Annotated in this window: 28 protein-coding genes; 13 read left to right on the top strand and 15 right to left on the bottom strand. The window is 57.5% G+C overall.

Annotation, left to right across the window (positions count from 1 at the left end; all coding sequences use genetic code 11):
- On the top strand, nt 1-405 hold a 405-nt coding region (locus JHD59_RS18235), incomplete at its 5' end, for a serine protease (RefSeq protein WP_368671615.1).
- Nucleotides 406-449: 44 nt separating this feature from the next.
- On the opposite strand, the gene rph is transcribed toward JHD59_RS18235, so the two are convergent.
- The 3 genes from rph to JHD59_RS18220 are packed head-to-tail and all read right to left on the bottom strand — an operon-like array spanning nt 450 to nt 3,058.
- Nucleotides 450-1,166 (bottom strand): ribonuclease PH, encoded by a 717-nt coding sequence (rph, locus tag JHD59_RS18230; protein WP_103317850.1) that lies wholly within the window; start codon nt 1,164-1,166, stop codon nt 450-452.
- Between the two features lie 42 nt (nt 1,167-1,208).
- Complete coding sequence (locus JHD59_RS18225) at nt 1,209-2,087, bottom strand: PP2C family serine/threonine-protein phosphatase (protein WP_103317852.1); 879 nt, start codon at nt 2,085-2,087, stop codon at nt 1,209-1,211.
- The gene (locus JHD59_RS18220; protein ID WP_199155278.1) at nt 2,084-3,058 is read right to left on the bottom strand and encodes a serine/threonine-protein kinase; all 975 of its coding nucleotides are present in this window, start codon (nt 3,056-3,058) and stop codon (nt 2,084-2,086) included. The genes JHD59_RS18225 and JHD59_RS18220 overlap by 4 nt, the downstream gene beginning before the upstream one ends.
- 100 nt (nt 3,059-3,158) lie before the next feature.
- Between JHD59_RS18220 and JHD59_RS18215 the strand changes: the two genes are divergently transcribed.
- The 11 genes from JHD59_RS18215 to JHD59_RS18165 all read left to right on the top strand — a co-directional run bounded on the left by JHD59_RS18215 (nt 3,159) and on the right by JHD59_RS18165 (nt 11,449).
- Nucleotides 3,159-4,025, top strand: a complete 867-nt coding sequence (locus tag JHD59_RS18215) for a YicC/YloC family endoribonuclease (RefSeq protein ID WP_103317855.1) — start codon at nt 3,159-3,161, stop codon at nt 4,023-4,025.
- A gap of 242 nt (nt 4,026-4,267) precedes the next feature.
- Complete coding sequence (locus JHD59_RS18210; protein WP_199155277.1) at nt 4,268-5,539, top strand: site-specific integrase; 1,272 nt, start codon at nt 4,268-4,270, stop codon at nt 5,537-5,539.
- A 53-nt stretch (nt 5,540-5,592) separates the two neighbouring features.
- Nucleotides 5,593-6,123 carry a hypothetical protein gene (locus JHD59_RS18205; RefSeq protein WP_199155276.1) on the top strand — a complete coding sequence of 177 codons (531 nt, stop codon included), beginning with the start codon at nt 5,593-5,595 and terminating at the stop codon, nt 6,121-6,123.
- 72 nt (nt 6,124-6,195) lie between these two features.
- A complete protein-coding gene (locus JHD59_RS18200) occupies nt 6,196-6,417 on the top strand; it encodes an AlpA family transcriptional regulator (protein WP_199155275.1) in 222 nt (73 codons plus the stop codon).
- 11 nt (nt 6,418-6,428) lie between these two features.
- A complete protein-coding gene (locus JHD59_RS18195; RefSeq protein ID WP_199155274.1) occupies nt 6,429-6,761 on the top strand; it encodes a helix-turn-helix domain-containing protein in 333 nt (110 codons plus the stop codon).
- A 71-nt stretch (nt 6,762-6,832) separates the two neighbouring features.
- Complete coding sequence (locus JHD59_RS18190) at nt 6,833-7,579, top strand: plasmid recombination protein (RefSeq protein ID WP_199155273.1); 747 nt, start codon at nt 6,833-6,835, stop codon at nt 7,577-7,579.
- Nucleotides 7,580-7,675: 96 nt separating this feature from the next.
- Nucleotides 7,676-8,776 (top strand): phage late control D family protein, encoded by a 1,101-nt coding sequence (locus JHD59_RS18185; protein WP_199155272.1) that lies wholly within the window; start codon nt 7,676-7,678, stop codon nt 8,774-8,776.
- A 68-nt stretch (nt 8,777-8,844) separates the two neighbouring features.
- Nucleotides 8,845-9,357, top strand: coding sequence for a hypothetical protein (locus JHD59_RS18180; RefSeq protein ID WP_199155271.1), 513 nt, complete (start codon nt 8,845-8,847; stop codon nt 9,355-9,357).
- A gap of 1,122 nt (nt 9,358-10,479) precedes the next feature.
- The gene (locus JHD59_RS18175; RefSeq protein WP_199155270.1) at nt 10,480-10,947 is read left to right on the top strand and encodes a hypothetical protein; all 468 of its coding nucleotides are present in this window, start codon (nt 10,480-10,482) and stop codon (nt 10,945-10,947) included.
- Between the two features lie 8 nt (nt 10,948-10,955).
- Nucleotides 10,956-11,198, top strand: a complete 243-nt coding sequence (locus JHD59_RS18170; protein ID WP_199155269.1) for a hypothetical protein — start codon at nt 10,956-10,958, stop codon at nt 11,196-11,198.
- A 59-nt stretch (nt 11,199-11,257) separates the two neighbouring features.
- Nucleotides 11,258-11,449, top strand: a complete 192-nt coding sequence (locus tag JHD59_RS18165; protein ID WP_199155268.1) for an AlpA family transcriptional regulator — start codon at nt 11,258-11,260, stop codon at nt 11,447-11,449.
- 627 nt (nt 11,450-12,076) lie between these two features.
- Here the strand turns inward: JHD59_RS18165 and JHD59_RS18160 are convergent.
- Both JHD59_RS18160 and JHD59_RS18155 read right to left on the bottom strand, forming a co-directional pair.
- Nucleotides 12,077-12,643: a hypothetical protein gene (locus JHD59_RS18160; RefSeq protein WP_199155267.1), complete on the bottom strand. Its 567-nt coding sequence runs from the start codon at nt 12,641-12,643 to the stop codon at nt 12,077-12,079.
- A 166-nt stretch (nt 12,644-12,809) separates the two neighbouring features.
- Nucleotides 12,810-13,073: a DUF3761 domain-containing protein gene (locus tag JHD59_RS18155; protein WP_199155266.1), complete on the bottom strand. Its 264-nt coding sequence runs from the start codon at nt 13,071-13,073 to the stop codon at nt 12,810-12,812.
- Nucleotides 13,074-13,349: 276 nt separating this feature from the next.
- Here JHD59_RS18155 and JHD59_RS18150 point away from each other — a divergent pair, with 276 nt between their 5' ends.
- Complete coding sequence (locus tag JHD59_RS18150) at nt 13,350-13,619, top strand: HU family DNA-binding protein (RefSeq protein ID WP_199155265.1); 270 nt, start codon at nt 13,350-13,352, stop codon at nt 13,617-13,619.
- 72 nt (nt 13,620-13,691) lie between these two features.
- Here the strand turns inward: JHD59_RS18150 and JHD59_RS18145 are convergent, their stop codons facing one another.
- The 10 genes from JHD59_RS18145 to JHD59_RS22850 all read right to left on the bottom strand — a co-directional run bounded on the left by JHD59_RS18145 (nt 13,692) and on the right by JHD59_RS22850 (nt 21,450).
- Nucleotides 13,692-14,558, bottom strand: a complete 867-nt coding sequence (locus JHD59_RS18145) for an NAD(P)-dependent oxidoreductase (protein ID WP_199155264.1) — start codon at nt 14,556-14,558, stop codon at nt 13,692-13,694.
- A 67-nt stretch (nt 14,559-14,625) separates the two neighbouring features.
- Nucleotides 14,626-14,964, bottom strand: coding sequence for an EscU/YscU/HrcU family type III secretion system export apparatus switch protein (locus JHD59_RS18140; RefSeq protein WP_199080424.1), 339 nt, complete (start codon nt 14,962-14,964; stop codon nt 14,626-14,628).
- Complete coding sequence (locus tag JHD59_RS18135; RefSeq protein ID WP_199155263.1) at nt 14,945-16,006, bottom strand: flagellar hook-length control protein FliK; 1,062 nt, start codon at nt 16,004-16,006, stop codon at nt 14,945-14,947. The genes JHD59_RS18140 and JHD59_RS18135 overlap by 20 nt, the downstream gene beginning before the upstream one ends.
- A complete protein-coding gene (locus JHD59_RS18130; protein ID WP_199155262.1) occupies nt 16,003-16,356 on the bottom strand; it encodes a DUF2802 domain-containing protein in 354 nt (117 codons plus the stop codon). Before JHD59_RS18130 ends, JHD59_RS18135 begins: the two co-directional genes overlap by 4 nt.
- 135 nt (nt 16,357-16,491) lie before the next feature.
- On the bottom strand, nt 16,492-16,839 hold the full coding sequence (locus tag JHD59_RS18125; protein ID WP_199155261.1) for a flagellar protein FliT: 348 nt from the start codon (nt 16,837-16,839) through the stop codon (nt 16,492-16,494).
- Nucleotides 16,839-17,276, bottom strand: coding sequence for a flagellar export chaperone FliS (gene fliS / locus JHD59_RS18120; RefSeq protein ID WP_071109584.1), 438 nt, complete (start codon nt 17,274-17,276; stop codon nt 16,839-16,841). The genes JHD59_RS18125 and fliS overlap by 1 nt, the downstream gene beginning before the upstream one ends.
- A gap of 52 nt (nt 17,277-17,328) precedes the next feature.
- Nucleotides 17,329-18,690, bottom strand: coding sequence for a flagellar filament capping protein FliD (gene fliD, locus JHD59_RS18115; RefSeq protein ID WP_199155260.1), 1,362 nt, complete (start codon nt 18,688-18,690; stop codon nt 17,329-17,331).
- Between the two features lie 37 nt (nt 18,691-18,727).
- Nucleotides 18,728-19,153 (bottom strand): flagellar protein FlaG, encoded by a 426-nt coding sequence (locus JHD59_RS18110; protein ID WP_071109612.1) that lies wholly within the window; start codon nt 19,151-19,153, stop codon nt 18,728-18,730.
- Nucleotides 19,154-19,227: 74 nt separating this feature from the next.
- Nucleotides 19,228-20,076: a flagellin gene (locus tag JHD59_RS18105; protein WP_199155259.1), complete on the bottom strand. Its 849-nt coding sequence runs from the start codon at nt 20,074-20,076 to the stop codon at nt 19,228-19,230.
- A gap of 216 nt (nt 20,077-20,292) precedes the next feature.
- The gene (locus JHD59_RS22850) at nt 20,293-21,450 is read right to left on the bottom strand and encodes a flagellin (protein WP_233164379.1); all 1,158 of its coding nucleotides are present in this window, start codon (nt 21,448-21,450) and stop codon (nt 20,293-20,295) included.
- Nucleotides 21,451-24,723: the final 3,273 nt, after the last annotated feature.

The following is a 24,723-nucleotide window of genomic DNA, read 5'->3' as shown; positions in this document are numbered from 1 at the left end:
GTCCGCCTGGCCAAGGCGCTGGGTGTGCAGCAAGGCGTGATTCCGGTCTTCGCCGGCAACAGCGCGCAACTGAAGCAGCTGCTGGACGAACGCAAATGGACCATCACCCAGGGCGGCTATCCGGTGGACGACCAGCGCCACCTCCGCGTCCACAATCATTGCCAGGCCACCGCGCTGCGGGCCGATGGGCGGCTGACCCACCGCTGCGACACGCTGGAAGGCAATAGCGGCTCGCCCATCTTCGCCATCGACGGCCAGGGCCGCGCCACCATCGTCGCCGTGCAAAGCTCGGCGCCACCGGCCTCGCGCCGCAAGCTGGAAGACAATATGAGCGTGTCGGCGCCGGTTTTCAGCCAGGCCTTGCGCGATTTCATCGATCGCAAGACGCCGCAGTCCGCCAAATGAACAAAGCCGCCCGAAGGCGGCTTTTCTGATCAAACAGCCGGCGCTCAGCCGGCCAGCGCGTCGCGCTGCAGCTGCAGCAATTCATTGATGCCCTTGCGCGCCAGCGCCAGCATCGCCGCCATTTCCTCTTCGCTGAACGGCTCGCCCTCGGCCGTGCCCTGCACTTCGACAAAGCGCCCGCTGCCGGTCATCACCACATTCATGTCGGTTTCGCAGCCGGAATCTTCCTGATAATCCAGGTCCAGCACCGGCCTGCCTTGAAACACGCCCACCGATACCGCCGCCACCTGGTCGCGCAGCGGGCTGCCCTCCAACTTGCCGGCGCGAATCAAACCATGGATCGCGTCGGCCAGCGCCACATAAGCGCCGGTGATGCTGGCGGTGCGCGTGCCGCCATCGGCCTGGATCACGTCGCAATCGATGACGATCTGACGCTCGCCCAGCTTGGCAAGATCAATCACCGCGCGCAAGGAGCGGCCGATCAAGCGCTGGATTTCTTGGGTGCGGCCGGACTGCTTGCCGGCGGCCGATTCGCGGCGCATGCGGCTGCCGGTGGAGCGCGGCAGCATGCCGTATTCCGCCGTCACCCAGCCCTGGCCCTTGCCTTTGAGGAATGACGGCACCGTCTCTTCCACGCTGGCGGTGCAGATCACCTTGGTGTCGCCGAACTCCACCAGCACCGAACCTTCGGCATGCTTGGTGTAGGAACGGGTCAGACGGACGACGCGCATGGCGTCGGCGCTACGTTGGGAGGGTCGCATGAGGCTGTCCGGTAAAATCGATATGAACGCAATTATAACCGCTCAAGCGCCCTTTCCCACCTGGCTGGCCAGAATCTCTCTATGCATGGTTTCCAGATTGGATTCCAGAATCAGCCGGCCGCCCATGCGCGGCGGATTCTTTTCCGTGTCCAGCACATCGTCGCGCTCGCCCAGCTCCACGGCATCATCCAGCACGGTCACGGCAATCGCCGACAGATTGTCCCCGCCTGCGCCGGCGCGCCGCTCCGCCACATTGATCAGTGCCGGCAGCACCTGATTGACGCCGCGGCCGGCGAAGACGCGCTCCAGCTCGGCGTCCTGCACCTGGGACCACAGGCCGTCCGTGCATAGCAACACAGAACAGCCTGGGCCTATCGGTTGGCGCTCGCCGATATCGATGCTTGGATCACTGGAGGCGCCCAGACAGTTGTAGATCTTGTTGCGATCCGGATGCGTCTTGGCCGCTTCCTCGGTCAACAGCCCCTGGTCGATCAAGCGCTGCACCTGGGAATGATCGCGCGAGCGCAACCGCATGCCTTTCTGATCGATCAGATACAAGCGCGAATCCCCAACATGGCACCAGAACAACTGATCCTGCTGCAGGATGGCCGCCACCACGGTGGTGCTGGGCACGTCCGGCAGCCGGTGGTCGGCGGCATACTCCAGAATCACTTGATGAACCGAACTGATGGCATTCACCAGAAAACGATTGGGATGGTTCAGCGTCGGCGACGCCTGCTGGTAGAACAGCTCGCACAGCAGATCAACGGTGATCTGCGCCGCCACTTCGCCGCGCATATGGCCGCCCATGCCGTCCGCTACGACCAACAGCACCGACTCCGGGGTATGGGCAATGGCTAAACGGTCTTGGTTGTAGCTGCGGCCGCCGATGCGGCTCTCCTGGAAGACCGATAATTTCATTCCGTTCCCTTTCCATGCCGGCCACCGGTCAAGCCCTTGATCCAGCCGACCAATCGATTGCCCTCGCCTGCCGTTTCGCGCAGCGGATCGCTATACGCCTCCTGCTGCAGGGATTTTTGCACCTCCAGCACCGTTGTCGGCCGGTCATCGGGACGCAGCGCCAGGCAGCGGTCGCACAGCTCGGTCAGCTCGCGCGAATACTGATGACGAAAGGCCTTGGCAGCCGGCACCAGCGTATCGCTGGCCAAACGCGCCTTGGCGCCGGGCGGCACGTCTCCCCCCATGCAGACATACAGACAGGCGCCGATGGCGTAGATATCGGTCCACGGACCCAAGGGCTGGTCTTTGTCATACTGTTCCGGCGCGGCGAAGCCCGGCGTATACATGGCGGCGAAATGCTTGGCGGTGCGCGACAGCGTCTGCCGCGCGGCGCCGAAATCCAGCAGCAGGGGCACGCCGTTGCGGCGCAGATAGATATTGGCGGGCTTGATGTCCAGATGCAGCAGGCGCTGGCTGTGCACCTCGCGCAAACCGGACAGCAGCGCGGCAAACCATTTGCGGACCTGCCGCTCCTGCATCTGCCCGCCCACCAGCTCCAGCTCACGCGCCAGCGAGCGGCCTTCGGCATACTCCATCACCATATACACGGTATGGTTGGCGCGAAAGAAGTTGCTGACGCGCACGACCGTGGGGTGCGCAATGGCGGACAGCACCCGGCCCTCTTCGAAGAAGCATTTCAGCCCCAGGTTGAAGGCATCGCGGTCCAGCTCAAGCGGAACGGTCACCTCGCCGTTGGGATTGCGCGCGGCCAGGTTGCGCGGCAGGTATTCCTTGATGGCGAACTTGCGATCGTCGTCGTCCAGCGCCAAATAGACAATGCTGAAGCCGCCTACGGACAGCTGGCGCACAATGGTGTACTCCGCCAGACGGTAGCCAGGCGGCAACGGGGTTTGCTTGCTGGATTGAGTCATGGGGTCGCAGTTGATATAGTGTCCTCTGGCCCAGGATTGATCTTAGCAAAGCAATTCGGGCCCGGCCGTTGGAAATCTTTTCAATAAACAGGAGCCCCGCATGATACTGAGCATGACTGGCTTTGCCGCCGCTACCCGGGAATTCCCTGGAGGGATGTTGAGCCTAGAGGTTCGCGCCGTCAATCATCGCTATCTCGATGTGCAAATGCGTTTGCCGGAGGAGTTGCGCATCATCGAGCCGCAACTGCGCGAACAGATCGCCGCCCGCGTCACCCGCGGCAAACTGGAATGCCGCGTCGGTCTCAACCAAGTCGATAGCGCCGCCCCGACGCTGGAGCTGAACCAGGCGTTCCTGGGCCGGCTGCTGGAAGTCTCCCGTGAAGTGCAGCAACAATGCGCCGACAACAAAGGTTTATCCGTCGGCGAGCTGCTGCGCTGGCCCGGCGTGCTGAAGAGCAACGAACTGGCGCCGGAAGTGCTGCACCAGCTGTGCCTGGATGCGCTGCAAACCGCGCTGGCCGACTTCAACGCCTCGCGCGGACGCGAAGGCGAAAAACTGAAGGCGGTGCTGATCGAGCGCATCGAAGCCATGGAAGGCATCGTCGCCGCCATCAAGCCCAAGCTGCCGCAAATCCTGGAAGGCTATATGACCAAGCTGGCAGGCCGCCTGCAGGAAGCGCTGGGCAATGTGGACGACGACCGTCTGAAACAGGAATTCGCGCTGTTCGCCCAGAAGATAGACGTGGACGAAGAACTGTCGCGCCTGACCACCCACCTGACCGAAGTGCGCCGCATCCTCAAAACCGGCGGCCAATCCGGCAAGCGGCTGGATTTCCTGATGCAGGAACTGAACCGCGAAGCCAACACCCTTGGCTCCAAGTCTGTCTCCACCGACACCACGCAAGCTTCGGTCGAGTTGAAGGTGCTGATTGAGCAGATGCGAGAGCAGATACAAAATATTGAGTAAACTTTCAAGACGCGTCACCTCGTGTCAAAAAATCCACAAAGCCCTGTTACGCAGGGCTTTTTTCATGTCACCACGTTTCACCACACCCCAACAAAGCGCATAATTACCGTGTACATACAGGTGTACATACAGGCCTTTTCAGCCAGTGGTGTATGTACACGGCCCTGTTCGCTGTTCAGGTTTTTGAGGATTGAACGGCCACGCGGGGTTCCCCGGCCTACTCAGTGTTTGAGGTGCGCGACATGGCCAAGCTGACCGACATGCAAATCCGGGCCTGGATCAAGGCCGGTGAACACTTCGAAGCCCGCGCTGATGGCGATGGCCTCTATCTCTGCTTCCCCTCGCGCTACGCCGTACCGTTCTGGCGCTTCCGTTACAAGTTCTCCGGCAAGGCCCGCGCCGTGGTGATCGGCTCTTACGGAGAGCTGTCTCTCTCCAAGGCCCGCGAAACTGCCAGAGGAATGGCGGCCCGCGTCGCTCTTGGCCATGACGTGGCCGGCGAGAAGCAGGAGCGCAAAGCCGCGGCGTTGGCCAAGATCGAGGAAGAGAAGAACGCCGTCACCATGCTGGAGCTGGCGAACGAGTATTACGAGCGGATGATACTGGGCCGCTGGAAGCACCCGGACATCGTGCGGCGCCGGATCGACAAGGACATCGGCCCCATGCTGGGCAAGATGAAGGTGGAAGACATCAAGCCCCGCCACATTGACGACATGCTGCAGAGCATCGTCAAACGCGGCGCGCCCACCATCGCCAACGACGTGCTGCGCTGGACCCGCCGCATGTTCGACTACGCCATCAAACGCCACATCATCGAAATCAACCCGGCCAGCGCTTTTGACATTGGCGACGCCGGCGGCAAGGAAGAAGCCCGCGACCGGGCCTTGAGCCGCGACGAGCTGGCCAAGCTGTTTGCAGCCATGAAGCTGGCCAAGGGGTTCAGCGTGGAGAATGACCTCTCCATCCGCCTGCTGTTGCTGCTGTGCGTCCGCAAGATGGAGCTATGCGCCGCCCGCAAGGAAGAGTTTGATTTAGACGCTGGTGTCTGGCACCTGCCAGGCGAGCGCAGCAAGACCGGCAAGCCAATCGACATCCCCCTGCCCGCCCTGGCCGTGGAATGGCTGCAGCAGCTATTCGACCTGGCCGGCCCGAGCGATTGGCTATTACCGGCCCGCAAGATGCAGCACCGCATGGTGCCACACATCCACGAGGGCACCATCGGCACCGCGCTGGGCAAGGTCAAGCCGCACATGCCGGACGTGGCAGACTTCACCATCCACGACCTGCGCCGCACCGCGCGCACCCATCTAGCTGAATTGGGCGTAGACCCGGTGGTAGCCGAGCGCTGCCTCAATCACAAGATCAAGGGCGTGGAAGGCATCTACAACCGCCACGACTACCTCAACGAACGCCGCGACGCCCTGAACAAGTGGGCCGGGCTGCTCGATGCTCTAGACAAGGGCGAGGCGTACAACGTGACGCCGATTACCAAGGGTCGGAAGAAGACGGCCTGACACCAGCGGTACCACATTCAACAGGATAAAATTAAACCTATTTGGAGCCGATAATGGAAGACCACCAACTTGAAAAGTTTAACGAGGCTCTATTATCGTCCCATTTGCGGGATGAAATAAAAAAAGCAGAAGCCGGTGACGAAATTGCAGCTAGAGGAATAATACAGAGCATTGCGATACTAATATCTACCAGCAATGTCCACCCAGTAACAAAAGAGCCAATGGAAATTCCGGGGTACGTGAGGGATTACCTATCCAAAGCACTATGCAAAGCATCGCTGACTCTTGATGCTAATAAAGCATTCAATTTAAAAAAGACTGGGCGACCAAGCAAATATAGCAGCTTCGAGAAGAGGCTTGCCGCAAGCGTCTTATTTCAATTTATTATGGACGGCCAATCCGTTCTACAAAGCGCATTGGATGCAGCAGACATAATAAACAATGAAACTTCAGATTTGCATGTATGGAAGAAATTCCAATCTCACCCAATCGATGCCGCCACGTTGCAGACATGGTATTACGCCTACAAGGTGGAGCTAGAAGCCCTCTATCAAGCATCTAGGATTTGTAAAACTACCGACTAGTTTCACAAATGACCTAAAAAATATTCTCCTTGATGATTGCCATGTCACCAACAGCCACAAAGGCTCACAGACATGGCAAAAACCACCACCCAATCCACTTACGGCGCACTGCCCGTCACTGGTTTCATCCGACTGGCGGACCTGCGTACAATCCTTCCAATCTCAGAAAGCACCATCTGGAGGCGTGTTCGCGCTGGCTCCATGCCGCGTCCGATCAAATTGTCCGAGCGGATTACTGTTTGGCGCGCGGAGGAAATCCGCGCCTGGCTTGAGCAACTGGGCCAAGCGGCTTAAAGGGGGCGATCATGGAAAAGAAAAACGCCCGCCAAGCCGAAGCAGTAACGAGCGCCAACCACACCACTGATACTAGCGACCTCGCCACCGCCGCGCAACGGCAGCGCATGCTCGAAGCCCTCCGATCTGGGCCGGTTTCAACATTCGATGCACGAACAAGACTCAACATCATGGCCCCAGCCCCGCGGGTTAAAGAGCTGAGAGAGTCCGGGTTCGTCATCTTGACGAAGCGCGAGTCCTTGGCGGATGAGCGGGGCATCGTACATCCAGGCATTGCCAAGTACATCTTGATCAGCGAGCCGCCAGCAAAGGCCACCACAGCACCCCACCGCAAAGCTGGCTAGCCAGCCGCACATTCGTAGACGAGGACGGCCCGCCCCATGGACGCGGCCTGCCTCACGCCAAGGGGGGATGAATGCCTGCTTACCTGAGCGCGCACGCCATCAATGGCAAACGACCCAATCAGACCTTGCAGACCGTCGCGGCGCACAACACACGCAGCATCGCAGCCGAGTTGCGGGGCGGGCCTGGAGCCAGGATTGACCCAAAGCGCGTACACCTAAACCGCGTAATAGCAGGGCCGGAAACAGCGGAGGAAATCGTGGCGTCACATGCGCGCATTCTTGAGGCGTTTGGTGTGAAGCCCAAGCGCAAAGACCAAATCACGCTGATCGAGTGCGTTGTAGATCCCAGCCAGCAGCTTGCCGACCTGATGGCCTTTTTCGAAGCCGCCAAGGACTGGCTTGTGTGCTGGTACGACTGCCCGCTGCTGCATGCCGTGGTGCATTTCGACGAGTCCACACCGCATATGCACTGCCTGTTTATCCCGATCCGCGACGGGCGCCTGCAAGGCGATGCGGTCATGGGCAAGCGAGCCGACATGATCCGCATGCAGCGCGAATTTCAGGCTGCTGTGGGCAAGCGTTTCGATATCGCCCCGCCGCCCAAGCTGGGAGCAGCAGAGCGCCGGCGCGCAACGCTGCAGATCATTGATGCCATCAGCCGGCAAGGTGCGCAGTTCAGCGCCGACCAGAAGCACCAGCTAAGCAAAGCACTACAAACGGCCCCCGATTTTCCGAGCCTGGCAACGGCGTTTGGCATCGCCATCACAACACCCGCAACCCCTATAGGGGTTGAAGAGGCGGACAAGGAGGCCGCCTAAAACTCAACCCCTAATAACGTGTAGGGGTTGCCTCTGCCCACCCTCTGCCAGCAGGTCAAAAAGCTGCGTCACGCTGGCCCACAAATAGGACTCACCATGCAAACTTCCGCACAATCCCCTCGTGGCCTGATCAAGCTGAACGGCACACTGATCACCGGCTGGGTATCAATGGAGGTGGAGAACAACAACCTCTCCAGCGCCGACACGTTCCGCTGCACATTTGCCGGTGGCCTGCTGCCCAAGGACCGGGACCATATCTGGTTCAGCCAGCAGCAGGACATGTTTGTCGAGCTGTTCATCGGCTTCCCGCACAACCCCAACCACTACACCGCGGCCGATCTGAAAAGCTGGGTCTATGGTCGAGTGGATGATATCGAGATCGACCCCGTAACGTTCACTATCACCGTCTCTGGCCGCGATCTGACAAGCGTGTTCATTGATACCAAGACAACCGAAAAATGGCAGAACAAGAAAGCGTATGAAATCGCCACGGCACTGGCTCAGAGACACGGCCTAACCCCTGTAGTCGCCAAAACCACAACCACGGTGGGCAAGTACTACGAGATCGACCACGTTCACATGGCGAACGAGCGATCAGAGTGGGACATCCTGCTCTACTTGGCCGCACATGAGGGCTACAAGGTGTGGGTGCGCGGGCAGTCGCTGTATTTCCAGCCGGCTCCGACCAACACCGTGCCGACCTACAAACTGGTATGGCAGCCGGCGCACGGCGCCAAGGGCTACCCGTCAGCAAACTTCCAATCCATCCAGATGAGCCGCGTACTGACCGTGTCCCGCGGCATCCAGGTCTCTATTCGCAGCTGGAACAAGAAGTTCGCCAAGGGCTTCACAGTCAATTACCCCAGCACCAAAACCAAGACGGTCCAGCCTGGCTCAGCTGCGAGCAGTGTTCAGACCTACGTCAGAGACGTCCCAAACCTGACACAGGACCAGGCGCTACAGCAGGCCCGCAACTGGTATGAGCAACTGATCGCACATGAAATGAAAATCGAGGTGCTGCTCCCCGGAGACAACGATATCGATATCACCTCCGTAATACAGCTGAGCGGCACTGGCACCGCCTTTGATCAGCGCTACTACCCCAGTTCGATCACTCGAACGCTGTCCATGGACGGTGGCTACACCATGCGTGTGATGGCAAAGAACCACGCCCCCGATTCTGCCGTTCAACTGTAGCCGCATCGGAAGCATGACGCGCCAACGGCGCCGGCGCTGACGAAGTAGGCCCGACTTTGGAGATGTCCATGTTTAATTTCCGCAAACCCAAACCAGTACGCGGCACCCAAGCTGCAGAGACTGAGCCGCTTGTCATCCGTTTGGAGGTCGCTTTTACTGAGGCGGTCGCCCGCGATGAGCGAGCCAAGCAAGCCGCAGACTATGCTCGCGCCAATCTGGCCAGCATCGCGCCAGCGGATCTACAGGCCGCGTTGATTGAGGAGAATGAAGCGCGCGCCGCATTGGCCGACACCGCGGAGAGGCTACGTGTCGAGAAAGCTGCCATACAGGCCCGGCAGGAGGCCGAGAACAGCCGACGCGAGCAGTTGGAGCGCGAGGCCAAGCGCCAGGCTTTCAGCGATGCGCTGATGGCCTATCGCGCCGCCTGCGCCACGCTGTACCCCCAAGCTCTGGAAGTGCGCCGCCTGGCCAAGGAGGCCGGCGAGTATCTGCAGAAACCCAATGCCAACGATCTGCTGTTCGACGACTTCAGTGAGCCGCATGTGGCTGGTGTTGACGTGCCGCTGTGGCGCAAGGGATAGGCTGGCGCTGAGACGCTGGAATGGGCCGCGTCTCTGCCTCACAACAGGCGCGGCCAATCGAACCCGGAATGACGCCAAAACGGCGGCAGCAAAAACAATCCCATGCAATGCTAAAACGCGCCTCATGAACGTCATGCCGGCTGCTGGTGTAGTAACAGCCCGCAAACCATTGCCCAGCAAGGATTACAGCCACCCCAACCACCGCAATAGCCCATTTTTCGAAATCAAACCCCATGCAATCGCCGCCTTGCCGGCTGGAAAGTGACGGGATTTGGCGCATAAATCGCCGTAGCGCGCATTTTATCGATAATGACATGAAAGGGTGCGATTGGAGGCCTACGCCGCGTGGCGGCACATTAAAACGCCAGCAATCAGCATCAGCAAAACAGGCAGTCATGCCTTGGTAGCATTAAGATGCTGATCCACCTGGGAAAACGTAGGAGCAGATCTACTGGCAAACCATAAGGTCGTCGTACGCAGGAGGCTCAGAAATGCTCAGTCCACGAGCGCCTGGGACGGGTCAGCTGATAACGAAACATAAAGCCGCCGCCCGGCAGCTACGTGCAAACACCAGCGGCCAGCGTAACCGCCAAAACCGCCCACGCCTTGACCTATCATCCGTAGCGGACATCCTGATTTGCGGCTAAGTGTTTGCCCTAATTTCCCCCTTGAAAACACAAAAGTTCGGGTCCATACTCCCGGTGCGCTGGTCAATCCCGGCGCCGGGTGTGGAAGCCCGAACACTATGGCGGACAGCCGCCCTTGCGGCATTTTTTGCGTCCGTACACCGCCACTGGTGCGCCCATTTTATGGCGGGCCGTGGCAGGGAGCCTTCGGGCTACCGGTTCCATAGTGCCGGTCTTCCAACCCTGCCATGCGCCCGCCACCCCGTTTGGAAGCGGGGGAGCTGGCATAGCTCACTATGGAGGCCACTACCATGCCTAGCATCACCGCACGCGCTCTCCGCGCCACACCCCATCTTCATACGGTAAAAGCTGCCGCTGTACAGACAAATCGAAATAGCCATTCCAACAGCCATGTTATTGGCATCAAATTTGCCCCGCATCAAATGTCAAATGACATTACGCATTAACAATCCATGGATCACTTGGAGGGCAAATCATGAACACCGATACCAATCTAATTGGCTACATAGCGAAAAATCTCGCCGCTCTTAGCACCCAAGCTGCATGGAACAAAGAGGCTGAATGTTTCGAACCAACCGTTACCCTCGATGAAGTGAGCTATGCCACCAGCTGTGCCGAGCTGACGCAACACGACGTCGCCGACTCCTTAGACGTCATTGGCCAACTGTTGAGCAATTACCCCGGCGAAGACGTAGGGGACACGGGGAAACGACTCCCTCAAATCGGCCGGCTGCTGCGTGTCTTGGGCGGTGCCCTGGATTTGGCCAACGAGGTGGCGGAGTGCGCCGCAGATCAGCTGCACCGCCATAACATGCTATCTCGCGTGAGGCTGGCACAAGCCAGCCAGGTCAACCAAACGTCGGATGGCATTGAGGCACAAGATCAATTGCACCAAGTCAGGCAGGTAAAGACCAGTGCAAATGAAGGGAGGGCCGTTCAATGAGCCACTTAATGAGTCATGTCATCCAAGCCCACATCGCACAGCAGCGTGAAGGCGCGCAAGTCTGCGTGTTCCAGCTTCCCGCGGCCACAACGTCGCCGCAAGATGAACAGAGCACCGGCGAGCCTGTCGGCCAACTGCTGTTCAAGTTGCATGGCGATGGCCGTATAGAAATCCAGTCTACTGGCGACATTCAGGCGATGGCCAGCACGCTTGCAGCGATACTAGAGGCCTGGCAGCCGCCAGCTGCCTGACTACCAGGCTTGACCTATGGCGGGCCGACTACGAGTGTTTGTGAACTGGAGGGGGTGAGATGGCAAAACTGCTGACGCTCAAGGGCGTGGAGGAAAAAACCGGCTTCAAGAAGTCCAAGATCTACAAAATGATCGCCGCCGGAGACTTCCCGCCTCAAATCAAATGCGGCGTCACCGCTAGGTGGCTGGAGGCCGATATTGATCAATGGATATCCGAGTGGGTGGCGACCAATCGACCTAAAGTCGCATGAGCGCGCGGCAGGCCGTCTAGCCAGCATCTCAGTAGCCAAGCTGACCCACCGTGCAGCCAAACCGCGACAAAGCCCCCTTCCAGGGGGCTTTTCACATCCCGTGCGGGCACCCTGGTGATAGCCGTTGATAACACTTACCCTTTGGGTGGCCAAATCTACCAGCGTACCGAATCGGTACGAACAGGCCGATTTGGTACGAACAGGCCAAAACAGCCTGAACAGGGCGAATCACCCTGAACGGGGTAAATCAACCCGATGCGGACGGCGAGCGTGAGCGACCAGATGGCAGCGGGAAAAGACGAGCACTCCGCTTTAGCGTGTACACATGGGTGTACACAATGCAAAAACGCGAGTAGCAATATCCTTCACTGGCAAGCCTTTGATGCTGCTACTCAATAATCAGATACAACATTGAGTAAGCTTTCACGCCATGTCACGGCGTGTCAGCAAAACCACAAAAGCCCCGCCAGTCGGGGCTTTTTTCATTTCGTGCCGTATCAATCCGTCGCATCAAAGTGGACTGCCCCGGCTCAACTGAATAGTAAGGGTAGTGTTTTTCACAGGTCTGACCACCATCACTTATGCACTTTGGCAACTGCTGAGAGCAAGTATTGCCTTCTAGAACGATCACCTACCACACCGAACTCCATGTATTTGCAAGTAATCCGGTGTGGTAAGGATAGAGGTGGAAAACGCCGGGCTTTCTGGCTTGATGGTAGCGCCGTCCCGTCGAAACAAGATATTTAGCTCCATATCTTCCCCGCTTGAAGCGCTACGCAAATGCGGAAAGTACTGCAGTGAAATGTATGGCTTACCTGCTTGATCAAACCCGATATTAGCCATGTTCGCTGCGTCCATGCCATGACTGCAATGCATCAGAAAATCGAACAAGGTCTGCCCATCCGCCAGCTTGATTTGCTTAGCAAAAAACATGCCAATCTGGAAATCCCTTCGGAAATTCCTGATCGCCTCAACATCCCCCGGCTCTAGGCCTGCAGGCTTGGGAACCAGCATGCGCCGGATGTCCGGATATACCTGAAGGGCGAACTTGTGCAACCGTTCCCACCCCATTCCCAGATCGCTCTCATATCCTTTCTCGGCAGGCGACACCGGCACCGTCATGGACACGATACAGTAAGCCGTACTGCTCCATACGAAGAACACCGCCGCCGCCAACTGTATCGATGCCCTCATGACTCTGCTCCTAGCGTTTGATGACCCCGTCCCCTCTCCATATCTTCCTCAAGTTGAAGCAGTGAGTCTAGAAGAGAAGCACCCTGTTTTCCCGTGTCCCCACGGCGTGTCAGCAAAACCACAAAACCCCGCCAGTCGGGGCGTTTCTGCGTTCATAAACCACTCGTCAACGGTACCACTCCACCACACCGCCGTGATGTGAACAGGTGCCGCGATGATGGGTGCTGAAGCTGTAGCTGCCGTCTCGGCAATGAGCGGAGGCATGGGCCGGCTTGCCGTTTGCATGGGTAGGCCGGTGGATCTTCTGACCGTCGTGGTTGATGTAGCTGTCTTCCGTCTCCAGGTTGGTCGAACCCGTCACCCGTTTGGCCATGGCGGGTTGCCAGGCCAGCGCCATGGCCAGCAGGGCTGCCAGTCCTATCGATTTCATCGCTGCCAACATCCCGTCTCCCTTATTCAGATCGCGTGAGTCCGCATTCTAGAATGAGGAAGACAATGCTGAACAGAACAATCAACCTATGATAAAAAATCCAAGCGGCAGCATGACTGCCAGCCTAAACCGCTCCCGCTAGACACATTCTGCGGCAAGCACGCCACTCAGGATGGCATTACACGAACATTTATAATCACATCCTGCTTTTTCACCTTTATCAGGGAAGCAAAATCGCAGAAAATGGGGTTTTACTCTATGCGAAAGACGCACACCATGACCAAAGCCGAACTGATTGCCCTTCTTTCCGACAAGTCCGGCCTGAATAAAGCCGATGTTCTGCGCGTTCTGGGTGCCTTCGACGAAGTGCTGCTGGACACGTTGGCCGGCAATGGCGAATTGAGCATCGTGGCCGGCAAGTTCAAGGTGAAGGAAAGCGCCGCCCGCACCGGCCGCAACCCCAAGACCGGCGAAACCATCCAGATTCCGGCCAAGCGCAAGGTGGCGTTCGTCGCCAGCAAGCAATTGAAGGATCGTATCGGCTAAGCGCCCGATCCCGCCTCTATCATTGAAAACGGGCCGCGCAATTTGCGCGGCCCGTTTTGCATGCCAACAAGCTTAGTTTTGTTGCCAGATCAGCCTGGCAATCGCCGCCGAATCCAGCTCGCCATCGCCCTGCTCGACCAATTGATCGATCAAATGCATTGTGCGCTCCGCCGCCGGCAGGCTAATGCCCTGCTCCCGCGCGGTATCCAGCACGATGTGCATATCCTTGGCGTGCAGCTTGGCCTTGAAGCCGGGCGCGTAGTTGTCGTCTATCATGCGCTGGCCATGCACATCCAACACGCGGCTTTGCGCGAAGCCACCCAGCAGCGCGGCCCGTACCGGAGCGGGATCGACATCGCACGCGCGCGCCAGTTTGACGATCTCGGCCACCGCCGCCACCCCCACAGCGACGGCGATCTGGTTGCATGCCTTGGCCACTTGGCCGGCGCCGCTGGCGCCGATGTGGGTAATGGTCTGCCCCATGGCCTGCAGGGCTGGCCGAGCCTTGTCCAAGGCCTCGGCCTTGCCGCCTACCATGATGGTCAGGGTGCCGTTGATGGCCCCCACCTCGCCGCCGGACACCGGACAATCCAAGAAATCGATCCCTTTTTCGGCCAAGGCTGCGGCTATGCGGCGCGCGCCATTCGGCGCGATGGTGCTCATATCCACGCAAACCAGTCCCGGCTGGCCGCCATGAACCGCGCCGCGCTCACCCAGCAACACCTGCTCCACATCGGCCGTATCGGACACATTGGTGACCAGCACGTCGACCTGCGCGGCCAACTCCGCTGGACTCGATGCCCATTCCGCGCCGGCATCCAGCAAAGCCTGGGCACTCTCGCGCTTGCGCGACCAGACGCGGACCGGGTAGCCCGCCTTCAGCAGATTGAGGACACAGGGTCGCCCCATGATGCCAAGACCGATATAACCAATTTGCATGCCATTCTCCCTGCGCGGAAACATAATCGGCTGAGCATAGGCGATTGCGCCGAACGGCGCTAGGGGCTTAACGGTTGCTGACCGGCGCGCGCCGATCGTTGATCCAGTCTTCGAATTCGGTTTGCGCCGAACCCGCCTGCTTTTCCAAGTAGTAGACGAATGCCAGGATTTCAGCGACGGCTCGATACAGTTCAGGGGGGATATGCTTGTCCAGATCAACCTGCATCAACAGCGAGACCAGCTCGGGCGAATCGTGGACGAAAACACCGGCATCCTGCGCGCATTCGATGATGCGTTGCGCCATCTGACCATAGCCCTTGGCCACCACCAGCGGCGAACGATGGCCATCCTGATAAGACAACGCCACCGCAGAGCGGCGCTTGTCGTCATTCTGCTGCTGATTCATTCTGACTCACCGCCAGGCCAGCCAAGGTCAGGCCCGCGGCCTCCATGCCATCGCGCAAACGCGCGGCATGCTGCCTGATCAGCTGGCTCGTATCCTCGTCATCGGCCTTGAAAGACACTTGTACCGACTGTCCAACCAAGCGCACCCTTACCCCCATGCCACCCAGCGCCGGCAAAGCCAGCGATAGACTGGTATTCCACACAGGAATGTCCTCCTGTCCATCACCCTGGCGCTCGTTTTCCATGGGCTCCTGCTGGATTTGCATCTCCATCAGCTGGCCGGGCCAGGCCAGGCCTTGAAACTGCACGGTACGCTGTTCCAAGCCATCCAATTGCCGCTGCACCAAGTGGCCCAGCTCCTGCAATTGCGGCTTGACCACGTTGTTATTCTTTTGCCCCTCATCCAAGGCCTGCATGGTCAGCGTCAACTTGGCCTGCGGCTCCTGTTTCAACTGTTCCAGAGGATGCAGGCCATTGCTGAAGTCCTTGAGATGGGACTCATAGAACAGCCCGCTCTGTTTGACATTCAACTGCAACTGTTTGGCCAATTGCTCCGGCGGGTGCTCGCCGGCATCCAGCTGCAAGGGCAAGTGCTTTGCCGTTACGCCGGCTTCCGCAGCATTCGCACCCTCTCTAGGCGTGCTGAGCAAGGTAGTCAGGTAACGGGATGCGGTGCTGAGCTTGACGGCAACCGAGCTGTCCTGCGGCGGCGGCGTTTCCTTGCCGCCATCCTGCAATTGAAAGGTCAGCGTCGGAGACAGCGACACCACTTTCAGATTCAGGGTATCGCTGGGCAAATGGGTGCCTTGAGGCAGGTTCAGCGTGAACAGCGCGTTCTTGATCAGAACGGCCAACTGATTATTGCCCAGTTGGTCTGCCACCTTGGCCGTCAGCAATTCACCCACCATCAAGGATGGCGCGCTATCCGGCTGGCTGAGCGCTTCCAGCAGCCGGCTGGTATCCACCGAGGTGCGCAGCTGGTTAAGCGTCTGCGCCGTGCCTTGCGAGGCGGTGGAAACGGCGTTGGGTAACGATGGGATCATGAGGTGGGGCTATTACGGTAAAGCGATACGATCAGCTCTGCCTCACTGCGGGAAATCCCACAGCGAGAAGCCACCTCGGAGGCGGTCAGACCCTGGCGTATCATTTCTATGGCTTGATTGTAAGGACTCAATCCCACATCGCCGGTCGCCTGATGATCAAACTTGGACTGCAAGCGCGCCACATCCCGCTGCAGCGCGCTGATTTGCTGCTGCTGCTGGTCCAAATACAGCGAGGTGAGGCTGTCCCGCTTGCTTTCCAGTCGCTGCAATCGCCCGAACAGGTAAACAATGGCCACCGCCAGTACAAGCCACAGCGCAACCATCAGGTACGGAAAGAAGGCGCCGGTCATGGAGAATCCCCTTGGGTGAGCATCCACATTGACTTTAAGTGTATGGCGAAAAATAGCGCAACCCAAGTCAAAACCGGCTCATTCCTCATCCAAGACGTTGGCCCGCCAAGCGGGCCGACATATAGCAACGCAGCATCATGGTTTGTACTGACGATTGAGCTTGGAACTCTGGCTCAAAGCCCTCAACTCATGCTTGACCTGGTCCGCCCAGGAGGCGATCTGCGTCTGCACCTCAAGACGCAAGGCCAACACGCGCTTCAAGGCGTCGCGCTGCTCGGGGCTGAGTTTGTCTCGCTCGCCAGCCTCCAGCCGTTGCAATAGCTGGTGAGTATAGCCTTCATGCAAGGTGAACAATTCAACAAAACGCGGCCGCTCGCGTTGATTGGCCGCTTCCAGCAACTGTTTTGCCAAAGGCTCCAACTGGTCTATTAAATTAGCCAAGCCCTTCGGGGTGGAGGCAAATTGCGCGGGCATGCCTGTCATCACGCTCCTGAACCGGTATTCGCCTCGGCCTGCGCGGCGGAATTGGCTCGGTCAACCTGTTGCCAGGCAGGCAGAATGGTTTCCATCAGGCCTTTGACTTCGGCCAGGATTTCCTTGTCGTTCTTCAGGCTAGCCTTGGCCAAGCGCATCTTCATATAAATGTACAGCTCATTCAGGTTGACCGCGGCCTCGGAGCCTTGCTCCAGGTCCAGCGCAATGCGCAAGCCCTCAAGGATATCGATTGCCTTGCCGATCATCCTGGCTTTTTCATCGAAACGATTGTTGTCAATGGCTAAGCTGGCGGAACTCAGCGCCTTGATCACGCCTTCGTAAAGCATCACGACGATGCCAATCGGACTCGCACCGTATATCGCCGCCTTCAGGGCGTCGTTGGCATATGCCTGATTGAACTGCTTGAGCATTCGTGAATTCAGCATGAGTCACCATCATTTTCTAGGCTTAAGACAGCCAACGCCGCCTTCTGCGATTCTACTTGGAAATCAGGTTGAACAGGCTACTCGAACCTGCCTGCATCTGCGCCAGCGTTTTGTTCAGGTTCGTATACTGCTGCAACAACTGACTTTGCTTGGTATCCAATCTGGCTTGCAGAGAGCTTTGCAGCTGGGCCTCCTGATCCACACGGCTCTTGATCGATGCCTTGCTAGTTTCGATCAAGCCGGTAGGGCCCAGCATGCTGTTGATTGCCTGATTGAAACGCTGGGCAAAACCTGTATTGTTGGCATTGCCAAACAGGTTGGCAACAGCTTGCTTGTCCTTCTTAAGCGCGTCATTGAACGCGTTCTGATCAACCTTCAGCGTGCCATCCTTCTGCAGAGAAATGCCGACTTGCGACAAGAAAGCATACGAATTCACCGGATCCGCGCCCTCCACCCCTACTGACAGCACTTGCTGCAGCCGACTCTGGATATCCAGGATCGAAGCGTTGCCCTTCAGGGCGCCCTTGCGCGCATCCTTTACATCACTGACAACCTGGTTATAGGCATCGACAAATGATTGCAGGTTCTTGTTGATGCCAGCGTTGTCTGAGGCAAGCGAGACCGTAAAACTGCCCTGCTTGTACAAATCGATTTCCACACCGGCCACAGCCGATGATATGCGATTGCTGCCCGCGCTCACCGCTACGCCATTGACGGTCAGGCTGGCGTTCTGGGCATTTTGAGACTCTTTAGCCGCGGCGTCGCTCTGAGTCAGCCCCGCTAGCGTAGAGCCAGCCGTGCTGCCGGAATCATGGTCGCTACCGCCGATGGAGAACTGGTTGTCGGTGCCGGAACTGGCCGCGGTCAGCACCAGTTTGAACTGTTTGTTGTTCTCCACCAAGCTGGCGTTCACACCGATACTGGCGGCATTGATCTTGTCGTTGATGGTTTGCAGGGAAACCGGATCGCCCGGCTTGTCGCGCAGTTTGATGGTCTGCGTCTTGCCATTGATCTGGAAGGTCAGTTGGTCCGGCACGTTATTGATTGCGGCCTTGGTATCGGTGATAGCCTGCCCGCCCGCCTGATCGAATACCAACTGCCGATTGCTCGCCAGATTCTGCACTGATATTTGGAAAGTGCCGGCATTGCCGCCACTGGTCGTCGATACGGCGGCCATCGAGGCATCGCTGACCGATGCCTTGAAAACCTGCAGGAAACGACCAGACGACAGCGAGGTCATCGCCGTCTGCAGCGCGGACAAAGACGAGCTTAGCTTGCCAACGGTACTCAACTGGGTATTGTACTGGTCAGTCTTTCCCAAACTGGCATTCAGTGGCTGCCTTTCCACCATCATCAGCTGGCTGACGATGCCCTGCACATCCAAAACGCCCACGGAACTGGTAATGGCTGTCATGTTGTCCCCATGTTATAGCCGCGTCAGGACAGTTGGATCAGGCTTTGTCCTTCAGCAAGAGTCCTTTGAAGTCGCCGATCGCCTTGGCGATACGCAGCGCCTCTTCAGACGGAATCTGACGAATCACCTTGTTGTTCTCTTTGTCGACGACTTTCACCACCGTTGCGCCGGTGTCCTTGTCGACCGAAAACTGCAAGGAGCTATTGTACAGCGTTGCCGCATTGTTCAACTGGTTCACCGATTCCTGCAGTTGCTTGGGATCGGTTAGCTGTTTTTTCTGCGCATCCGCAGAAGACTGTTGCTGCTGGCTCTGCCCAGCCGCGGCAACTGCCTGTGTGGAATCAGCCAACACGGGCTGATTCTGATCACCCGCAGGCGCCTGAGCCAACTCAACCAACTGTTGACGCTGCACTGGCGCTGCCGACGCAGGCGCAGCAGGCGATAAAATGGACGGGATTTGCATGATCATACTCCTCATGAACGCAGCCCCGGCTGCCCAACCGGAGCTGCACTCTGGCTATACCATCAGGCTACGCTTTACTGCAGCAGCGTCAATGCTGCTTGAGGTATAGTATTCGCTTGCTTCAGAATCGAGGCGCCGGCCTGTTGCAGAATCTGGTTTTTCGTCAGATTAGCCGTTTCCGAGGCAAAGTCCACATCCACAATACGGCTGTTGGCTGCGGTCAGGTTTTGCACATAACTCTGCAGGTTTGCCACCACCGCGTCAAACCGGTTTTGCACCGCACCCCAAGTAGAACGTACAGTGGAGATTTCGGCGATGTCGCTATCCAGCGTGGACAGCAGGGCCGAAGCACCGGACTGCGTAGTAATGTTGATGGTGCCGGTTGCCGTCAGCGAGGAGTTGTAGCTACACAACACGCTGGCCGAAGTCAAGTCCACGGACGAAATCGATACCTGGTTGCTGCTGGCGCCAGACGAACCCACTTGGAAAGTCAGCACCGCGCTACCGGACAACAGCTGCGTGCCGTTGAACTGGGTAGTTTGCACGATACGTGAAATTTCCTGGGTCAGCTGGTCCACTTCGTTTTGCAGCTGCGAACGGTTGGTATTGCTGACGGACGAGTTGGCAGACTGCACCGCGATTTCACGGATACGCTGCAGGTTGTTGGCAATCTGGCCTAACGCGCCTTCGGCGGTTTGGCCGACGGAAGTACCGTCGTTGGCATTCTTGATCGCCTGGTTATTACCACGGATGGCGGACGTCAGGGTCTGCGAAATCGCGAGACCAGCCGCGTCATCCTTGGCACTGTTGACGCGCAGGCCGGAAGACAGGCGTTGCAGCGATTGCGACAGCGACATCTGCGAATTGTTCAGGTTCAGCTGGGCTTGCAGCGACGTGACGTTGGTGTTGACGGTAATGGCCATGATGACTCTCCTGGTGCTCTATGTGTGGGCAAAGTAACTTGCTTACACCACTTATCGACCAGGACGAACCGAACTTTACGGTGAAAATGTGAATTTTCACACTTGACTTTCCGTCAACACTGCCAGCCTGTCATCTCATCCGTTTTCCTCCAGCCTACACCTATTTTCATGTCACTCCGCGGCGGCAAGCCACCGCGGAGTCCAACCTATCCAGCTTTATTGCAGAAGCGTCAGCGCCGCTTGCGGCAGCGAGTTGGCCTGCTTCAGAATGGAACCACCAGCTTGTTGCAGAATCTGGTTCTTGGTCAGGTTGGCGGTTTCCGACGCGAAGTCCACATCCATGATACGGCTATTAGCAGCCGTCAGGTTCTGGGTATAGTTGCTAAGGTTGCTCACCACCGCGTCGAAACGGTTCATGACCGAACCAAAGGTGGAACGCACATCGGAAATTTTGGCAATGTCTGCGTCCAGGGAAGCCAGCACGCCAGAAGCGCCGCTCTGGGTCGTTACGTCAATGATCTTCTTGGCATTGAGATCGGTACTATATGAAAACAACGCCGGCACGCCCTTTTGTGCCTTGGTCAAAGCCGCATTGGCTGCGGCAGTCTTATCAGCATCCGTCCCCGCTGCTACAAGTTGTCCAAGCGCAGTTTTCACAGCACTCAAGTGATTGTCACTCGCGCCTTTATCCGTCACAACTTTATATGCTGCAGTCAAAGCAGTATTAGCATTATCCAAAGCCGTCTGTTTAGTAGCCTTGTCAGCCGGAAGAGCACTAGCCAAGTCTTTTTGCGCCTGGTCGACGGCAAGATATTTCGTCTTGATATCATCCCAGTCACCCTGGGCCGCAGTACTTTTGGGATCGTCGACGCTTTGGGTCATATCGACAGTCTGGATGTTAATCTGATTGTCAGACGCGCCCTTGGAACCAACTTGGAACAACAGATTGGCGCCGCCGGAAAGCAATTTGGTGCCGTTGAATTCTGAAGTCTGGATAGTGCGGGAGATTTCCTGGGTCAGCTGATCCACCTCGCGCTGCAGCTGGGAACGGTTGTTATCATTAATGCCGCCATTGGATGCCTGCACCGCGATTTCACGGATACGCTGCAGATTGTTGGCGATTTGACCCAACGAACCTTCGGCTGTCTGGCCAACCGAAACGCCGTCGTTGGCATTGCGCATCGCTTGGTTATTGCCCCGAATGGCAGAGCCCAGGGTTTGAGAAATTGCCATGCCAGCAGCATCGTCTTTGGCGCTATTGATGCGAAGGCCGGAGGACAAACGCTGCAAAGACTGATTCAGCATCTGGCTGGAGTTATTGAGGTTGTACTGCGCGCCCAGCGAGGCCAGGTTGTTATTAACGGTGATTGCCATTTGATTCCCCTTGTCGGCTCCACGGCCGGTAATGATTCTTGCCTGATGGACAAGAGATCGGCCTGACAAGGGAAATGCTTATGAAAATGGTATTATTACCAAATAATCCCATTAAAGATGGAAATAGAAAAAGAAAATGGCCCCGAAGGGCCACCAAGCAGACAATGCCTCTATCTAGCCATGCAGAATCTGGAACCAGTCCTCATAGTGATCCTCCAGCCAATAGTGCTGATTGAACCAGGCTCGCAGCACATCGCCTTCCTTCGCTAGCGCGTCCAGATCATGAACGCGGGAACGTATCGCCTCGATCCAGGCATCCGCCCGATTAGGCACCCGGCATACCGGCGCATTATTAGTCTGGTACGGGTAGATGTCGGTACACACCACTGGCCAGCCCAGCACGCCATACTCCAGCAAGCGCAAGTTGCTCTTGGCCTCGTTAAACGGGTTCAGCTCTAGAGGCGCGACGGCGAGGTCGAGATTCAAGCTCGCCACTTTTGCCGCGTAGTCGGCGAAAGTCACAGCATGGTGCATCTCGGCCACATACGGGCGGAACTGCGGCAAACACATGCCCATGAAGACCCAATCCACCTCCTGATAAGTTGCCTGGATCACCTCATGGATCAACTCCAAGTCGCCGCGGTGCTGGCCAGCGCCGACCCAGCCGACGCGGGGCTTCTTGCCCGCGCGCCGCTCTGATTTCAAATCGCCCCAGATGGTTTTGCGCAGCCGGTTCGGCACCACCGCCACATCGCCAACCATTTTCTGGATGAAGTCCGCCAAGGGTTGGGTGGACACTACTGCAGCATCGCACAGCTTCAACACGCGGCGCAGCCGCTGCTTGGCATCAGGATAGTGACGCGACCAGTGGTCATGAAGGCTGCTCTTTTCCGGCACCCCACCCACCAGGTCATCCAGGCCAAAGACGATGCGCAAATCGGGAATGTACTTGCGATAAGCATCCATCGTCTCGTAAATGTAATCGCTGATGCCCGTATGCAGCAGGACGGTATCTGGCGCCTGTCTGGCCAGTTCAATCACAGTCGGAATGCCTGCAGATGGCTGGTGGATTTCGCCATCGAGCTTGCCTTTTTCCTGCAACACGGTAAGCGGTTGGCTCAAACGGTATTCGCCGCTGCCGCCCGGCACCGGTATCCCCAACACTCGCTTGCGACCGGGTAACTCCGGATCCCATGCGACAATCCGATCAGACTCAATCAGCACCCGCTTGTTACGCAGGGATAAGTGACGGTTGAACCCCGGATCTCGCTGAAACACCGACATCCAGCGCTCCAGCATCGCCTCCATCTCCTCGCGTTCGCGCACTGCCGCCCTCAGGGCAGGCCTTGGGTCTGTAGTTACACGGCCAATACTTTTGGCATGGTGGTGATACAGCACCACGAAGGGGTTGTACACATTACGCAAACCGCCTGCCTGTATCCGTAAGCAGAAATCGACATCGTTGAAGCAGACCGTGAATGTCTTCTCATCCATACCGCCTACCGCGTCGTAAATCTGTTTTTCCACCAGCAAGCACGCGGCAGTCACCGCCGAGTAATTTTGCATGGTGAGGCTGCGATTCAGATAACCCGGATAAAGGTAGTCCATCCCTTCGAATACATGATCGGCCACGGAGTACATGCCGCCAGGCATGCCCAACACAATGCCCGCATGCTGTACGCGGCCGACCTCTGGATACAACAGGCGCGCGCCTACCGCCCCCACACCCGGCTGCTGCGCGGTAGCCAGCATCCGTTCCAACCAGTTGTCGAAGATCACCTCGGTATCGTTGTTCAGCAACAACAGATAGTCGCCCCTTGCCTCGCGCGCGCCCACATTGCACTGAGCAGAGAAATTGAAGGGGTGTTCATAGCTGAGAATACGGATCCGCTCCGGATATTGCGCCTGAATCTTGTCGTAATATTCGAAGGTTTCAGGATTTTCCGAAGCATTGTCGACAATCAATACTTCAAAATTCTGGTAGCTGGTAATGCCAAACAAGCTTTCCAAGCAAGGCTCCAAGCACTCCAGCTTGTCCTTGTTGGGAATGATGATGGAAACCAGCGGCGTATCCAATAATTGGTACTGGTAATAGAACGTGCTTGGCACCAGACCTTCGCTGACTTTCACCGGCAGGCCGCAACGCTGGGCATGACTTTCCAATGCAACCAAGCGCGAAGCATTTCCCAGCTTGTCAAGCTTCGGATCCAGCCATGGCATGGAAATCAACACATCGTCGATGTGGCCGATGCACTCACGGTCCCATCTTTCAAACATCCGCAGCAACGCATCGTAGCAATGTGCGCGTGGATAGGATTGGAAACCGCCGATCATGGCAATGGCTTCCGACTTGAATGCCACCGCATAACCGATGTAATCCATCGAACGCAGGTATTCTGGCGAGAAATCCGGCAAGAATGAAGGGCGGAAACGCTTGCCCATCGGCGAAATCACATCATGGTCGCAATAGATCGCGCCATATTCCGGATGCGCATGGATTTCCTCACCGATACGGGCCAGCGCATTCGGCTGCAGGCAGGCGCCCGCAGGCAACAACATCACCCAATCCGACGGCACGTCGGCGATGACGCCGTTGATGGCATCCGTCACCTGCTGCTCATCATCCAGGCTCTCCAGCTGCAACCAACCCAGTTGGGGACTACTGCTGAATATTGGGTCTGGCTCCGGAGTGTCTCCAATCACGATCAGCCGCCAATTGCGGTACAGCAGCTTCTCCATCGCGGCAAAGCTCTCCGACAGGCGTTTCAGCCGGTCAGCCGACGCTAGCATGATTATATTGAACAACGGAACATGACTCCATGCCAACATCATTCTTTCAGCCAGCTGTTCCGCGTGCACCTCTCGAATCTCGTGCCGCTTCACCCATTTCCGGTATGCCTTCAAACCATCGACATCATTTTCTGCCAGGGTATAAGTGATAGGCCGGCCAGGCTGCAACAGCGGCAGAGGTTTCAGATGATCAGGCAGCAGTTCTGAATATTTGGCCAGCAGCTCACCAATTTTGCCATCCAGTAGACGGTTCTCCAGCACATGCTGACGGGCGGCCTCCGCCTGCCGCAACCGCAACTGGGGATCGTCAATCAGCTTGCTAATTCCTGCAATCCACCCCTCTTCTGTATTTTCGACGACAGTCGCTAAACCCGTATCCTTCAGATGCGCGTAAGGGACCACATCAGAAACGACCGAAGCCGCGCCGACAACCGAATATTCCCTGTCTCTTATACACATCTCCGAGCCCACGAGACTCCGCCA

The sequence above is a fragment of the Chromobacterium sp. ASV23 genome, from assembly GCF_016428945.1.
In the GTDB taxonomy this organism is placed as follows: domain Bacteria; phylum Pseudomonadota; class Gammaproteobacteria; order Burkholderiales; family Chromobacteriaceae; genus Chromobacterium; species Chromobacterium sinusclupearum.
The sequence above is the reverse complement of the archived record's forward strand: the minus strand, read 5'-3'. Positions and strand labels throughout refer to the sequence as shown.

What these genes read in the sequence shown, in the direction of transcription:
- rph (WP_103317850.1), bottom strand. Translation starts at nt 1,166, where the DNA reads ATGCGACCCTCCCAACGTAGCGCCGACGCCATGCGCGTCGTCCGTCTG.
- JHD59_RS18225 (WP_103317852.1), bottom strand. Translation starts at nt 2,087, where the DNA reads ATGAAATTATCGGTCTTCCAGGAGAGCCGCATCGGCGGCCGCAGCTAC.
- JHD59_RS18220 (WP_199155278.1), bottom strand. Translation starts at nt 3,058, where the DNA reads ATGACTCAATCCAGCAAGCAAACCCCGTTGCCGCCTGGCTACCGTCTG.
- JHD59_RS18215 (WP_103317855.1), top strand. Translation starts at nt 3,159, where the DNA reads ATGATACTGAGCATGACTGGCTTTGCCGCCGCTACCCGGGAATTCCCT.
- JHD59_RS18210 (WP_199155277.1), top strand. Translation starts at nt 4,268, where the DNA reads ATGGCCAAGCTGACCGACATGCAAATCCGGGCCTGGATCAAGGCCGGT.
- JHD59_RS18205 (WP_199155276.1), top strand. Translation starts at nt 5,593, where the DNA reads ATGGAAGACCACCAACTTGAAAAGTTTAACGAGGCTCTATTATCGTCC.
- JHD59_RS18200 (WP_199155275.1), top strand. Translation starts at nt 6,196, where the DNA reads ATGGCAAAAACCACCACCCAATCCACTTACGGCGCACTGCCCGTCACT.
- JHD59_RS18195 (WP_199155274.1), top strand. Translation starts at nt 6,429, where the DNA reads ATGGAAAAGAAAAACGCCCGCCAAGCCGAAGCAGTAACGAGCGCCAAC.
- JHD59_RS18190 (WP_199155273.1), top strand. Translation starts at nt 6,833, where the DNA reads ATGCCTGCTTACCTGAGCGCGCACGCCATCAATGGCAAACGACCCAAT.
- JHD59_RS18185 (WP_199155272.1), top strand. Translation starts at nt 7,676, where the DNA reads ATGCAAACTTCCGCACAATCCCCTCGTGGCCTGATCAAGCTGAACGGC.
- JHD59_RS18180 (WP_199155271.1), top strand. Translation starts at nt 8,845, where the DNA reads ATGTTTAATTTCCGCAAACCCAAACCAGTACGCGGCACCCAAGCTGCA.
- JHD59_RS18175 (WP_199155270.1), top strand. Translation starts at nt 10,480, where the DNA reads ATGAACACCGATACCAATCTAATTGGCTACATAGCGAAAAATCTCGCC.
- JHD59_RS18170 (WP_199155269.1), top strand. Translation starts at nt 10,956, where the DNA reads ATGAGTCATGTCATCCAAGCCCACATCGCACAGCAGCGTGAAGGCGCG.
- JHD59_RS18165 (WP_199155268.1), top strand. Translation starts at nt 11,258, where the DNA reads ATGGCAAAACTGCTGACGCTCAAGGGCGTGGAGGAAAAAACCGGCTTC.
- JHD59_RS18160 (WP_199155267.1), bottom strand. Translation starts at nt 12,643, where the DNA reads ATGAGGGCATCGATACAGTTGGCGGCGGCGGTGTTCTTCGTATGGAGC.
- JHD59_RS18155 (WP_199155266.1), bottom strand. Translation starts at nt 13,073, where the DNA reads ATGAAATCGATAGGACTGGCAGCCCTGCTGGCCATGGCGCTGGCCTGG.
- JHD59_RS18150 (WP_199155265.1), top strand. Translation starts at nt 13,350, where the DNA reads ATGACCAAAGCCGAACTGATTGCCCTTCTTTCCGACAAGTCCGGCCTG.
- JHD59_RS18145 (WP_199155264.1), bottom strand. Translation starts at nt 14,558, where the DNA reads ATGCAAATTGGTTATATCGGTCTTGGCATCATGGGGCGACCCTGTGTC.
- JHD59_RS18140 (WP_199080424.1), bottom strand. Translation starts at nt 14,964, where the DNA reads ATGAATCAGCAGCAGAATGACGACAAGCGCCGCTCTGCGGTGGCGTTG.
- JHD59_RS18135 (WP_199155263.1), bottom strand. Translation starts at nt 16,006, where the DNA reads ATGATCCCATCGTTACCCAACGCCGTTTCCACCGCCTCGCAAGGCACG.
- JHD59_RS18130 (WP_199155262.1), bottom strand. Translation starts at nt 16,356, where the DNA reads ATGACCGGCGCCTTCTTTCCGTACCTGATGGTTGCGCTGTGGCTTGTA.
- JHD59_RS18125 (WP_199155261.1), bottom strand. Translation starts at nt 16,839, where the DNA reads ATGACAGGCATGCCCGCGCAATTTGCCTCCACCCCGAAGGGCTTGGCT.
- fliS (WP_071109584.1), bottom strand. Translation starts at nt 17,276, where the DNA reads ATGCTGAATTCACGAATGCTCAAGCAGTTCAATCAGGCATATGCCAAC.
- fliD (WP_199155260.1), bottom strand. Translation starts at nt 18,690, where the DNA reads ATGACAGCCATTACCAGTTCCGTGGGCGTTTTGGATGTGCAGGGCATC.
- JHD59_RS18110 (WP_071109612.1), bottom strand. Translation starts at nt 19,153, where the DNA reads ATGCAAATCCCGTCCATTTTATCGCCTGCTGCGCCTGCGTCGGCAGCG.
- JHD59_RS18105 (WP_199155259.1), bottom strand. Translation starts at nt 20,076, where the DNA reads ATGGCCATTACCGTCAACACCAACGTCACGTCGCTGCAAGCCCAGCTG.
- JHD59_RS22850 (WP_233164379.1), bottom strand. Translation starts at nt 21,450, where the DNA reads ATGGCAATCACCGTTAATAACAACCTGGCCTCGCTGGGCGCGCAGTAC.